The organism is Flavobacterium xueshanense, from assembly GCF_900112975.1.
GTDB classification, from domain to species: Bacteria; Bacteroidota; Bacteroidia; order Flavobacteriales; family Flavobacteriaceae; genus Flavobacterium; species Flavobacterium xueshanense.
Window position 1 is genome coordinate 485808 of sequence record NZ_FONQ01000001.1, and the last position, 12846, is coordinate 498653.

12 protein-coding genes are annotated in these 12846 nt (G+C 34.6%); 8 read left to right on the top strand and 4 right to left on the bottom strand.

Features of this window, described 5'->3' with window-relative positions; translation table 11 throughout:
• Nucleotides 1-100: 100 nt before the first annotated feature.
• The 4 genes from BMZ76_RS02120 to BMZ76_RS02135 all read left to right on the top strand — a co-directional run bounded on the left by BMZ76_RS02120 (nt 101) and on the right by BMZ76_RS02135 (nt 5836).
• Nucleotides 101-2881, top strand: coding sequence for a TonB-dependent receptor (locus BMZ76_RS02120; RefSeq protein ID WP_091203058.1), 2781 nt, complete (start codon nt 101-103; stop codon nt 2879-2881).
• Between the two features lie 192 nt (nt 2882-3073).
• Nucleotides 3074-4264 (top strand): hypothetical protein, encoded by a 1191-nt coding sequence (locus BMZ76_RS02125; protein ID WP_091203059.1) that lies wholly within the window; start codon nt 3074-3076, stop codon nt 4262-4264.
• 105 nt (nt 4265-4369) lie between these two features.
• Nucleotides 4370-4708 (top strand): T9SS type A sorting domain-containing protein, encoded by a 339-nt coding sequence (locus tag BMZ76_RS02130; RefSeq protein WP_091203060.1) that lies wholly within the window; start codon nt 4370-4372, stop codon nt 4706-4708.
• A gap of 147 nt (nt 4709-4855) precedes the next feature.
• Complete coding sequence (locus BMZ76_RS02135) at nt 4856-5836, top strand: LuxE/PaaK family acyltransferase (RefSeq protein WP_091203061.1); 981 nt, start codon at nt 4856-4858, stop codon at nt 5834-5836.
• Nucleotides 5837-5908: 72 nt separating this feature from the next.
• Here BMZ76_RS02135 and tyrS read toward each other — a convergent pair whose 3' ends face one another.
• Nucleotides 5909-7201: a tyrosine--tRNA ligase gene (gene tyrS, locus BMZ76_RS02140; protein ID WP_091203062.1), complete on the bottom strand. Its 1293-nt coding sequence runs from the start codon at nt 7199-7201 to the stop codon at nt 5909-5911.
• Between the two features lie 181 nt (nt 7202-7382).
• Between tyrS and BMZ76_RS02145 the strand changes: the two genes are divergently transcribed.
• A complete protein-coding gene (locus BMZ76_RS02145; protein ID WP_091203063.1) occupies nt 7383-8372 on the top strand; it encodes an NAD-dependent epimerase/dehydratase family protein in 990 nt (329 codons plus the stop codon).
• Between the two features lie 13 nt (nt 8373-8385).
• Here the strand turns inward: BMZ76_RS02145 and BMZ76_RS02150 are convergent, their stop codons facing one another.
• From BMZ76_RS02150 to BMZ76_RS02160, 3 genes are read right to left on the bottom strand one after another with little or no spacing between them, the layout of a single operon-like run.
• Nucleotides 8386-8811 (bottom strand): DUF4296 domain-containing protein, encoded by a 426-nt coding sequence (locus BMZ76_RS02150; protein ID WP_091203096.1) that lies wholly within the window; start codon nt 8809-8811, stop codon nt 8386-8388.
• Between the two features lie 10 nt (nt 8812-8821).
• Nucleotides 8822-10162 (bottom strand): dihydroorotase, encoded by a 1341-nt coding sequence (locus BMZ76_RS02155; protein WP_091203064.1) that lies wholly within the window; start codon nt 10160-10162, stop codon nt 8822-8824.
• Between the two features lie 12 nt (nt 10163-10174).
• A complete protein-coding gene (locus BMZ76_RS02160; protein WP_091203065.1) occupies nt 10175-10900 on the bottom strand; it encodes a polyprenol monophosphomannose synthase in 726 nt (241 codons plus the stop codon).
• A 103-nt stretch (nt 10901-11003) separates the two neighbouring features.
• Here BMZ76_RS02160 and BMZ76_RS02165 point away from each other — a divergent pair, with 103 nt between their 5' ends.
• From BMZ76_RS02165 to BMZ76_RS16025, 3 genes are all read left to right on the top strand, one after another.
• On the top strand, nt 11004-11675 hold the full coding sequence (locus BMZ76_RS02165) for a DUF4271 domain-containing protein (protein WP_091203066.1): 672 nt from the start codon (nt 11004-11006) through the stop codon (nt 11673-11675).
• A 12-nt stretch (nt 11676-11687) separates the two neighbouring features.
• Nucleotides 11688-12437, top strand: a complete 750-nt coding sequence (locus BMZ76_RS02170) for a uroporphyrinogen-III synthase (RefSeq protein ID WP_091203067.1) — start codon at nt 11688-11690, stop codon at nt 12435-12437.
• A 106-nt stretch (nt 12438-12543) separates the two neighbouring features.
• On the top strand, nt 12544-12846 hold a 303-nt coding region (locus BMZ76_RS16025), incomplete at its 3' end, for a helix-turn-helix domain-containing protein (protein WP_244281731.1).

Consider the following 12846-nt stretch of genomic DNA (forward strand, 5'->3'; position numbering starts at 1 on the left):
TATTGGGTTCATTTTACAGCACAAAACAAAACATAATCATAACAAACCAGTAACTTACATTTTACATTTCGGGCGTTACTTTGCAAAAAATTAAAACCAAATGAAATTCAAGTTACTATTTTTCACGTTATTAATAACAGCCATTTCTTTTTCACAGAACAAAGGAACGGTTACTGGAATGTTAACAGACAAAGATGCTAATAATCAATCCCTACCATTTGCTAACGTTCTTATTAAAGGAACAAATTTAGGAACCAATACAGATATTGATGGAAAATATTCCATTGTTGCAGCACCGGGAAACTACACTATTCAATTTAGTTTCGTAGGTTATGAATCTGTGGAAATTCCCGTAACTGTTGTTGCAAATGAAATTGTAACTATAAATCAAGCATTAGGTTCCGCAGGGTATAAATTAGAAGATGTAATTGTTAGAGCTGCAGTAAATAGAGAAAAGGAAACTGCCTTATTATTAGACCAAAAACAAGCGGTTGTGATTAAACAAAGCATCGGCGCACAAGAAATGGCCCGTAAAGGTATTAGTGATGTTGAAGAAGGTTTGACAAAAATCACCGGAATTACTAAAGTTGACGGTAGAGGTTTGTTCATCAGAGGTTTAGAAGATCGTTACAATAACTTATTGATAAACGATTTACAATCACCGTCAAACAGTCCTTTCAAAAAAATCATTCCACTGGATTTGTTCCCTACAGATGTAGTAGGAGTTTTGAATATCTACAAAACCTTCAATCCTAATATTTCTGGAGATTTTGCTGGAGCAACCGTTAACATTGAAACACCGCAAGCAAAAAACATTACTAAGTTGAATATTGGTTTTGGCTATACAACTAACAATAATCTTAAGGATTTCCTTATTTCTGATGATTCAAACTCTAATAAAGGAACTTTAGGACTTATAGGAAAAGACAGAGCACTTCCAAGTGTTTTTGGATCGGTTCCAAGCGGACAAAGACTTTCTCCTGCAGAACATGAAAATGGATTTGGTAACAAATCGTGGGATGTTAATAACACACAAAGTCCTTTGAATAGCAGCATTGGTTTTTTACATGCACAAAAATTCAGTCTTAAGAATGAGAAAAATATCAGTTATATCATGTCGTTTAATTTTGACAATAAATACACTTTCAGAGAAGGTGTAGACAGAACTTTTAATCTTGGACAAGGGAACTTCGACAATAATTTATACAATACACAATACAGTTACTTCACTACATTTTCAGGTTTAGCTGGAATGAAATATAAAACAAACCGTTTTAATTTAAACTTCAATACGTTTTTAATTAAAGCTACTGAAAGCAAAATTCAAGATCAATTAGGATACACAAACAGTTTAGCAAATCAAACGAATAATCTTATCCGATTAAACCAGTACGAGGAGTCTAACTACTGGAACACTCAATTGTACGGGGATTATAAATTATCTGAAGACGGTAAACACAGTTTGAAAGCCGGAGGTTCCTATGTGAAAACTTCTTTTCAGCAACCGGACAGAAAATTTATTACTGGTATAAAAGTAAACGAAAATGACATCAACATGTCTTATGGTGGTAACAACTTGAACCGTCAATTCTTAGATGTAAAAGGAAACTTTTATTACTCATCACTTTTAGAATATAATTTGAAATTTGGAAACCAAGAAGATTCTAATAAACTTTCTATTGGATACAACAGTTCGTTGAACGACATGGAATCTTCGTACCGTTTCTTCTCAGGAAGAAGAAGTATTGAGAAAAGCTATACTGCCGATTTAAATACTATTAGCCAAAACATCAACCAAGACATCAACAACGGAATTGTTTATGTTCAGGAAGAGTCTAACGGAGATTATAAATTTAAATTGAATCAGTTTATCAATGCAGGATATTTCAATTTGTTTATGAATCTTGGAGAAAAATGGGATTTAAATGCCGGAATTAGAGCTGAAAATTCTACTCGTATAATAAAATACAGAAACCAAGGTGATGTTTTTGGAAGTGCTTTCCGCAAAAAAACAGATGAAAAACTTGATATCTTACCTTCTGTAAATGCAAAACGCATTTTAAATGAAAACAGCAATTTAAGACTTTCATTGGCAAAAACAATCACTCGTCCAGTTGCAATGGAATTGTTACCCATAAACTACATTAATCCAGACGGAACTTCAGAAAGTGGTAATTCAGATTTGAAAGACAGTGAAAATTACAATGCTGATTTCAAATATGAATTATTCCCAAACAATAAAGAATTATTTGCTGTAGGAGTATTTGGAAAAGTAATTAACAATCCTATTGAAAGAGTTTTCAAACCAACTGCAAATAGTGGTGGTCAAATCACAACTTTTAAAAACTCTGAACAAGCCGTTATTTATGGTGCCGAAATAGAAATGCTTTTACAATTGAGCAGAATCAACGAATCACTTTCTAATTTCTCCTTTGGTCTGAATACGTCATTGATGAGTACTGATGTAAAAGTAGATCCTACTAAACAAGGAAACGAATTAGAAAATAGTACCAACCGAAAATTACAAGGAGCTTCAAGCTGGTTGATTAATTCCGATTTAAAATACGATTTCGTTTTGAGAAAAGATTGGAAAAACTCTATGACATTAGTATATAACGTTTACGGAGACCGAATTTTCGCAGTAGGTTCATCAGGAATTGATCACATTTATGAAAAATCATTCAGTAAATTAGATTTCATCTGGACGAGCTCACTTTCGAAAAATGTTGAACTTAAATTTGGTGTAGACAACATCTTAAATCCAAGTTATAAAAAAGAGTTAGGAAGCAAAAGCACTACAAATATTACTGAAGACTCATTAGTGTTAAGAGAATTTAAAAAAGGTGTCGGATTCTCTGTTAACATAGGATACACATTTTAAGAACAAAAAGATTATGATAAGAAAAAGAGCTATTAAAGCTCTTTTTCTTGTTTACACAAGTAACATAAAATTTACATCAAATTGATTGTTATATAATACTTTAGTAACAATTTCGTAACCAAATTTCAGAAGACTCAATGTACTTTTGAATGTAATAAATAATAAAAAAATTATAATTTTAAAATCATTAAAATGAAAAAATTAGTATTCAGCCTTGCCTTATTAAGCTTAGTTTTTACAAGCTGTACTTCAAGTGACGACGATGTAGCGGTTACTCCACCGATGGCAACAGGCGATATCACAGGTGACGTTGCGGCATCAAAAACGTACATAAAAGGTACTTACGCATTGAGCGGTACCGTGAGAGTAAAAAGTGGCGTTACCTTAACTTTTGAAGCGGGTTCAGTAGTTACTGCAGATGCGTCAAATGGTGCAGATGCATTGTTAGTAGAAAACGGAGGAAAATTAAATATTGCAGGAACTGCCGCTGAACCAGTTGTATTCACTGAAAAATCTAAAACTGCAGGTTCTTGGGGTGGTATAATCATGTTTGGTGATGCTCCAATTGTTTCTGGAAAAAGCTCTTCTACCGGAGCTCCAATAACAACAGCTACCTCTGAAGATGGCACAAACATTGTTTACGGTGGTACAAATCCAGCTCACAACGGTGGTTCACTGAAATATGTAAGAGTAGAATATGCAGGTAAAAAAATCCTTGACGGAAATTCTGAAATGAATGGTTTTTCATTCTATTCCGTTGGTTCTGGAACAGTATTAGAAAATTTGGTTTCATACAAAGGAGCTGATGATGGGTTTGAGTTTTACGGAGGAACTGTAAGTGCAAAAAACCTGATTTCTTACGGAAACACAGATGATTCATTTGACTGGCAAGATGGATGGCAAGGTCAAGCAAATACCAACTGGTATGCGTATCAAACTGGAGCAGGAAATTTTGGAATGGAAATTGAATCAAAAAGTGTAAATAATGCATTCTTTCCTAAAGTATCAAATATTACTTTAAGAAGAGCTGCCGGAACCATTACTGAAGCTGGAAATCCTCTTGAAGTAGATGCAATCCAATTTAAAAAAGAAGGAAATGGAGAATATTCTAATGTAGTAATTTCTGGATATACATCTGCAAATGCAACTTCAGTAAGAATTCAAGATGCTGCTACAAACACCAATCAAGTTCTTACAGGAAAAATTAAAATGCTTAATGTAAAAATTGCAGACAATACTTCTTTATGGGGTGCTGGTACAACAACTTTCACAGTAACATTTTTACCTGCAAACTATACAACTAGTACTACTGCTACTGGAGCTGTATTGACTCCTGGTGCTTGGGCTATTGTTGACGGGGTTAACTTATTAGGAAATTTGTAATCAACAATCCTATATTCAATATCAAACATCCTGAGCAATCAGGATGTTTTTTTTTGGTATGCTTTTTGAATTATTATTTGTATATTTACTATTCAAACTGATCTGATGGCAAAAAACTACTTTTATATTAGTACTGTATTGGTTCTTTTATTTTCTCTGAACGGTAGTGCTCAGGAAATTAAACAACAACCAAGAATGCAAGAAAACGCCACTATAGAAGGTTTAAGCTTGTACCCGAACCCCGTAAGTAATGGCAAAGTTTACATTTCTACAAAAAACGAACTTGATAAAGAAATAATAATCTTTGATGTCTTAGGAAAAAAAGTACTTCAAACCATGATAAGCTCAAAAGAATTGAATGTTTCGAATCTTTCTTCTGGTGTGTACATTATAAAAATCAATGAAAGAGAAGCATCGGCAACTAGAAAATTAATTATCCGATAATTTCAAAAATACAGCACTAAAGCTCCAATTGCAATTGGGGCTTTTTTTGTGTCTTGTTAAAATGGAATCGATCCTAAGAATCAAGTTTATCCAATTCCGTTATTGGTTTGCCTTTAAATTTTTGATTACTTTTGCAAAAAAAAATTCTTGATCACATCATCCGATATATTTACCATTTCCAGTCAAAAACAGTTTGAAAAAATTGCCTTGAAAATGTTTCGTTTCCAATATGAAAACAATAAAGTGTATCAGGAGTTTTGTGATTTTTTAAAAACAGATCCTCAAAAAGTAAAATCATTACAACAGATCCCGTTTTTACCGATTCAGTTTTTTAAGAGCCATAAAGTGGTTTCCAATACCAATCCCATTCAAGAAACCTTTACCAGCAGCGGAACTACCGGAATGATTACAAGCAAACATTCAGTAACGGATGTTACTCTGTACGAAGAAAGTTACCGCAAAGGATTTTCTGAATTTTACGGCAATCTCGAAGATTACGTTGTTTTGGCCTTGCTTCCATCCTATCTGGAACGAGAAGGCTCTTCGTTAATATACATGGTCAAGGATTTAATTGAATTATCCAATCATCCCGAAAGTGGTTTTTACCTGCACAATCATGACGAACTAATTGCTAAACTTATCACCCTAGATGAGACTGGCCAAAATGTGATTTTGATTGGGGTGACGTTTGCGTTGTTAGACTTAATCGAGAATCAACAGTTCCAACTAAAACATACAATAATCATGGAAACTGGCGGTATGAAAGGCAAAAGAAAAGAAATGATTCGGGAAGAATTGCACGAACAATTGTGTAAAGGATTTGGCGTTTCAGCCATACATTCTGAATACGGGATGACCGAATTACTTTCGCAAGCGTATTCTTTAGGAAACGGAGTGTTTGAATGCCCTTCTTGGATGCAAATACTCGTTCGTGATACAGAAGATGCTCTGACATACATCCAAGACGGAAAAACAGGAGGAATCAACGTCATTGATTTGGCCAACCTCAATTCCTGTTCGTTTATTGCCACGCAGGATTTGGGCAAAAAAAATCCCAACAACTCTTTCGAGGTATTGGGACGTTTTGATAATTCTGATATTCGAGGTTGTAATTTGATGGTGCTTTAAGCACAAAGACACGAATAAGGCACAAAGTTCACAAAGAATAATTTACAAAATTAAACTATGTTTACTTTGCGGTTAAACCACTCGCACCACAAAATAATTTTTCTTTCCGCTTTGCAATAATACGAACTGATTGTTGATTAAATCTTTGGTCGAAAGCACAAAATCTTCCGTCACTTTTTCTTTATTTACTGAAATAGAATTGGCTGTCAAAGCGCGCCTTGCTTCACCATTTGATTTTAGAAATCCTGTTTTTTCGTTTAGAACGTCAACAATATTAATTCCAGTTTCGATTTCATTTCTGCTGACTTCCGCTTGAGGAACTCCATCAAAAACATCCAAGAAAGTCGCATCATCCAATTGTTTCAAATCATCCGAAGTAGAATTCCCGAACAAAATATTAGACGCTTTTATTGCATTTTTTAAATCTTCTGTTGAATGCACCATCACCGTAATTTCTTCGGCCAAACGTTTTTGTAACAAACGCAAATGCGGTGCTTCTTTGTGTTTTTCGGTTAAAATTTCGATTTCTTCTTTGGATAAAAAAGTAAAAATCTTGATGTATTTTTCCGCATCCACATCAGATGTATTCAACCAATATTGGTAAAATTTATATGGTGAAGTTCTTACCGAATCCAACCAAATATTGCCACCTTCGGATTTTCCAAATTTGGTTCCATCCGCTTTTGTAATCAACGGACATGTCAATGCATACGCTTTTCCACTAGCGATTCTGCGGACTAATTCGGTTCCCGTGGTGATATTTCCCCACTGGTCGCTTCCGCCCATTTGAAGCGTACAATTCTTTTCTCTGTACAAATGTAAAAAGTCATATCCTTGAACCAATTGGTACGTGAACTCCGTAAATGACATTCCTTCGGCGGCTTCAGAAGACAAACGTTTCTTTACAGAATCTTTCGCCATCATATAATTTACGGTAATATGTTTACCTACATCACGAATAAAATCCAGAAAAGAAAAGTTCTTCATCCAGTCGTAATTATTCACTAATTCTGCCGCATTAGCCGCATCGGAAGTAAAATCCAGAAAACGAGCCAATTGTCCTTTTATCGCTTCTTGATTGTGACGTAATGTTGGTTCGTCCAATAAATTTCTTTCGTTCGATTTCCCTGACGGATCACCAATCATTCCTGTTGCACCGCCCACTAACGCTAATGGCTTGTGTCCCGATAGTTGAAAGTGCTTCAACAACATCACCCCAACTAAATGTCCTATATGCAATGAATCGGCAGTTGGGTCAATTCCCACATACGCCACACGCATTTGTTCCATCAAATGTTCTTCTGTGCCGGGCATAACATCGTGGAGCATTCCTCTCCAAGTCACTTCTTCAATAAAATTCTTCATCTTTTTAATCAATTTGCACAAAGATAAGAATATCAATGGCAAAAATCAATTTCAATTACAATAACAATTTTTGTAAAAAATTAATTTCAAAGTGCTAAATTGAAGTTGTGATTGAAAATGTCATCCGATTGAAATTGCTATTGTTATTGCCATTGAAATTGATTTCATTACATTTGTATTTATGATTTTAGTCACAGGAGGAACTGGTTTAGTAGGCGCACATCTATTGCTTCATTTAATTGATAATGGAGAAAAAGTAAGCGCTATTTATCGAAGAATTGCTTCAATGGAGAAAACCAAATCATTGTTCGCTACCTATAAAAAGGAATCCCTATTTGAGCAAATCGAATGGATTCCCGCAGATATTACCGAGGTTCCTTCCTTAGAAATTGCCTTCCAAAATATTGACATCGTGTACCATTGCGCCGCTTTGATTTCTTTTGATCCAAAAGATGAAGATGTATTGCGAAAAACAAACATTGAAGGCACGGCGAATATTGTGAATTTTTGTATCGCCTATGAAATAAAAAAACTGTGTTTTGTGAGTTCCATTGCCACTTTGGGTGATTTACTTCCTCATGAAAAATTCATCACAGAAGAAACCGAATGGAATCCGGAAAAGTACCATAATGATTATGCCATTTCTAAATATGGCGCTGAAATGGAAATCTGGCGCGGACAACAAGAGGGCTTACATGTAATTATTGTAAATCCAGGCGTTATTCTTGGTCCCGGTTTTAGAGAACAGGGAAGTGGACTACTTTTTACGAAAGTAAAAAACGGGTTGAAATTTTATACGCTGGGCTCAACGGGATTTGTTGCCGTTACTGATGTCGTTCGAATTACTTACCAATTAATGCAAAGCGAAATTAAGAATGAACGCTTTACTTTGATTGCAGAAAATAGTGTTTTCCGGGAAATTCTGAATTCTATGGCCGATTCATTAGGTGTAAAGCGCCCTAAAACTCATGCAAAACCTTTTTTCATGGAATTACTCTGGAGGTTGGATTGGTTTGTTTCGAATGTTTTTCAACAAAAGAGAAAATTATCTAAAGCCACTGCAAGAGCTTCCTATTCGGTAAATAATTATTCTAATGAGAAGATTAAAGACCGATTGAAAACTGATTTCATTAATATTCATCACTACATAAAAGAGATTTCTAAACTTTAAAACTGCAGTTATTTTATTTCAATTTCGTCGTGTCAACAACTATCGGAGCTGGTTTTTTATTGTTTTGAAGAATTGGTTTCTTTTTCTTTTTATCTAAATTCAGTAATGAATCGACGCTTTTTTTATTAGCATCCAGTCGTTTTGTAATTTGTTCAAACATCAATTTATAATCTTCATAATCCGATGCGTAATACACATTGCTTTTGGCAAACTGAAGGCTGTCAATTTTATATTTTTTATAAATATAGTCTCTTGAATTTATTTTAAAAGTATCCAAAGAAGCTGGATTTTGATATTTTATCGCTTCCAAAACAGCTAAATCATACATCACATTAACGATAACATCCTTCTTGATAAGACGCTCCGGTTTTTTGACTACTTCATCTTTACAACTTATTAAAAAAATCAGTATCGCTAAAAATGGTATAATTTTTCTCATCTGATAAATTTTATCTTTCGAATAATAAACGTTTTCCTGCACGAATATCTTTCACTTTAAAAGCGTTGTAAACTAATTGTCCGTTCACAAAAGTATGGGTAATTCTGGATTTAAAAGTAAATCCTTCAAATGGCGACCACCCACATTTAGCCAGAATATTTTCTTTTTTTACGCTCCAAGGCAAACCTGAATTTACAATTACCAAATCCGCAAAATACCCTTCTTTGATAAAACCTCGTTTCTCTATTTTGAAGATTTTAGCCGGATTGTGGCACATTTTCTCCACAATTTTTTCTACGCTTATTTTTCCTTGGTGGTGCGCTTCAAACATAGCCACAACAGCATGTTGCACTAATGGTCCACCGGAAGGCGCATTCAGGTACGATTGCTTTTTCTCTTCTAAAGTATGTGGCGCGTGATCTGTAGCAATCACATCAATTCGGTCGTCCAATAATGCTTCCCAAAGCACTTTTCTGTCATTTGCGGTTTTCACCGCAGGATTCCATTTTATTAAGTTGCCCTTAGTAGCATAATCATCATTGGTAAACCACAAATGATGTATACAAACTTCGGCAGTGATTTTCTTGTCTTCCAAAGGAATTTTATTTGTAAACAAATCCATTTCTTTGGCCGTCGAAAGATGAAAAATATGCAAACGAGCGCCTGTTTTCTTAGCCAGCGCAACCGCTTTGGAAGACGAAATATAACATGCTTCCTCACTTCGGATGAGGTGATGAACCGTAACGGGAACATCCTCTCCAAACTCTTCTTTGTATTTGGCTAAATTATTTTTGATGGTCGCTTCATCTTCGCAATGCACCGCAATAAGCATGGGCGTACTCGAAAATATTTTCTCTAAAGTGGCTTCATTATCCACCAACATATTTCCGGTTGAGGAACCTAAAAATATTTTGATTCCGGCAACATTCTTTGGATTTGTTTTTAAAACTTCTTCCAAATTATCATTGGTAGCACCCATCATAAACGAATAATTCGCATACGATTTCTGTGCAGCCAACTCGTATTTTTGCTCTAATATTTCTTGGGTAACTGCATTCGGAATCGTGTTGGGTTGCTCGATGTAGGAAGTAATACCGCCTGCAATTGCCGCTCTGGATTCTGATTCAATATCGCCTTTGTGCGTCAGTCCTGGTTCTCTGAAATGCACCTGATCATCGATTGCACCCGGAATTAAATAATTTCCTTCGGCATCAATAATCTTACAGTCCGAGAATTTGGCACTGATACTTTCTGAAATTTCAACAATTAAGTCATTCTCAATTAATACATCGCCTTCAAAAATTGCTCCTTCATTTACTATTTTGGCATTCTTAATTAAAACCCTGTTCATCGTATCTTTTTCTTATAATGTGTTGACTAATCTTTTTAATCTAAGCGCAATAACTCCAAAAACGGCTTCAACAATTATCGAATTACTCATTTTGGACTGCCCTTTTGTTCTGTCGGTAAAAATAATTGGAACCTCAGTAATTTGAAATTTTTTACAGTAGGTTCTGTATTTCATTTCAATTTGGAAAGCGTATCCAACAAATTTTATCTTGTCTAAGTTGATCTCTTCTAAAACTTTTCTTTTGTAACAAACGAAACCTGCCGTGGCATCATGAATTTTCATTCCGGTAATCATTCGCACGTAAACCGATGCGAAATATGACATCAATACGCGGCTCAAGGGCCAGTTTACCACATTTACTCCGGTCACATAACGGGAACCAATCGCTAAATCGGCATCACCAAAATGACAAGCGCTGTATAATTTTTCTAAATCATTGGGGTTATGGGAAAAATCAGCATCCATTTCAAAAATGAAATCATATTTATGTCGCAGTGCCCATCTGAATCCATGAACATAAGCGGTTCCCAAACCTGATTTCTTTTCTCTTTTTTCCAAAAACAATCTATCCTCAAATTCTGATTGAAGTAAAATGACCTTATCAGCAGTGTGATCCGGCGAATTATCATCAATAATTAGAACATGAAAAGGTTTGTGTTGCGAAAGCACCGATCGAATAATGCTTTCTATATTTTCAATTTCGTTATAAGTAGGAATTATAACAATACAATCATTCATATTTTGACTAATTTCCACGCAAAAGTAAACTTTTTATGCCATTTCAGCCTTAATAAAATTATAATAAAAAGAATGATAGAAAAATTAGTAATTTTGCAGCGCTATGATCGAAACTATTCTTCATCCCCGAATAACTGAGAATAAAGACTGGGCAACCGTGCTTTTTGTTCTGTCTTTTGCAATTATCGCGATTACTAAATCTGTTTTCGAAAATCGATTTGGTGATTTTGCAAACCTTATTTTTTCCAACAAATACACCAAAGTTTACAGAGACAGCAGCCACCTGAAAAGTGGATTTACTGTTGCTTTGTTTTTTGTCCAAGTGATTTCTGTCGCGTTCTTTATTCAAATTTCGCTGAGTTATTTTGGTCATGCCTCGAAAACAGATTGGTTGCTCTACATTCAAATATTTACGTTTTTGGTTTTCTTTATTTTATCGAAATATTTGATTGAAAAAATAATTGCCACATCCTTCAATATTGAAGAATTTATGGAACAGTTTAACCTGCAAAAAGTGACTTACAGAACGTATATTGGATTATTCATACTGCCTTTGAATATAATTTTGTTTTATTACGACTCAATTTCAAGAAATATTCCGTTAGTAATTATAGCTATAATACTGATAATAAACACACTAACATATTTGATTTCAATAAAAAATTATCAAAATTTAATATTCGGTAAGTTGTTTTATTTTATTTTATATCTTTGCGCTCTCGAAATAGCTCCCTATTATTTTATGTATTATTGGTTTACAAAAGGGAGTGCTTAGAAAACGTTATATATGAAAGTGAAAACAATTTTGGTGTCACAACCCGAGCCCAAGGTGGAAAATTCACCTTACTTTGAACTTCAACAAAAGTATAAAGTAAAAATTGATTTCAGACCTTTTATTCATGTAGAAGGAGTTAATGCCAAAGAGATTAGACTTCAAAAAATCGATCTTAATCATTACACCGCAATTATTTTAACCAGTAAAAATGCTGTTGACCACTTTTTCAGAGTAGCTGATGAAATGCGTTATAAAGTTCCGGAAGGATTAAAATATTTCTGCCAATCAGAAGCAATTGCTTTTTATCTGCAAAAATATGTAGTGTACAGAAAACGTAAAATTTACGTTGGACCTAAAGATTTTGCTGATTTATCTCCTTTGATAAAAAAATACAAAGACGAAAAATTCTTACTGCCTGCTTCAGACCAATTGAATGCCGACGCGCCAATAACGCTAAACGCACTAAAAGTAGACTGGACACCAGCTGTTTTTTACAGAACGGTAATGAGCGATTTATCCGATTTAGCTGATGTCTATTATGATGTTTTGGCTTTCTTCAGTCCAACCGGAATAAAATCATTATTTATGAATTTCCCCGACTTCGAACAAAACGACACCCGAATTGCTGTTTTTGGAAGCACAACTCAAAAAGAAGCGTTGGATCATGGTTTAAGAGTCGATATTCTTGCACCAACACCAGCAACGCCTTCCATGACAATGGCTTTGGAAAAATACATTATTGAAGCCAATAAAGGAAAATAAAAAATTACTTTTCAGATACAATTACAAAAGCCATTCGCAATCTGAATGGCTTTTTTTGTGACGTTGTCCCGTCCTGAAATAGGTTGTCACTCAAACAACTTAATTTATGGAATCACAATCCCCGCAAAGACAAAAACGTAGTCAACGAGATTACAGCCTAGCTTTTAAATTACAAGTAGTTGCCGAAGTAGAAAAAGGCGAGTTAACCTATAAACAAGCTCAAAAAAAGTATGGAATTCAAGGTAGAAGCACTGTTTTGGTTTGGATGCGAAAACATAGTATCTTAGATTGGAAAGAATTACCATCTATGTCACAAAAGAATACTCCAGAACAACGAATAAAAGAGCTAGAATCACTACTTTCTAAGGAAAAAGAAAAAGTACATGTCTTAAATGTTGCTATAGACATT

Bases quoted from the DNA above. Each gene is read 5' to 3' on its own strand.
- BMZ76_RS02120 (WP_091203058.1), top strand. From the start codon at position 101: ATGAAATTCAAGTTACTATTTTTCACGTTATTAATAACAGCCATTTCT.
- BMZ76_RS02125 (WP_091203059.1), top strand. From the start codon at position 3,074: ATGAAAAAATTAGTATTCAGCCTTGCCTTATTAAGCTTAGTTTTTACA.
- BMZ76_RS02130 (WP_091203060.1), top strand. From the start codon at position 4,370: ATGGCAAAAAACTACTTTTATATTAGTACTGTATTGGTTCTTTTATTT.
- tyrS (WP_091203062.1), bottom strand. From the start codon at position 7,201: ATGAAGAATTTTATTGAAGAAGTGACTTGGAGAGGAATGCTCCACGAT.
- BMZ76_RS02145 (WP_091203063.1), top strand. From the start codon at position 7,383: ATGATTTTAGTCACAGGAGGAACTGGTTTAGTAGGCGCACATCTATTG.
- BMZ76_RS02150 (WP_091203096.1), bottom strand. From the start codon at position 8,811: ATGAGAAAAATTATACCATTTTTAGCGATACTGATTTTTTTAATAAGT.
- BMZ76_RS02155 (WP_091203064.1), bottom strand. From the start codon at position 10,162: ATGAACAGGGTTTTAATTAAGAATGCCAAAATAGTAAATGAAGGAGCA.
- BMZ76_RS02160 (WP_091203065.1), bottom strand. From the start codon at position 10,900: ATGAATGATTGTATTGTTATAATTCCTACTTATAACGAAATTGAAAAT.
- BMZ76_RS02165 (WP_091203066.1), top strand. From the start codon at position 11,004: ATGATCGAAACTATTCTTCATCCCCGAATAACTGAGAATAAAGACTGG.
- BMZ76_RS02170 (WP_091203067.1), top strand. From the start codon at position 11,688: ATGAAAGTGAAAACAATTTTGGTGTCACAACCCGAGCCCAAGGTGGAA.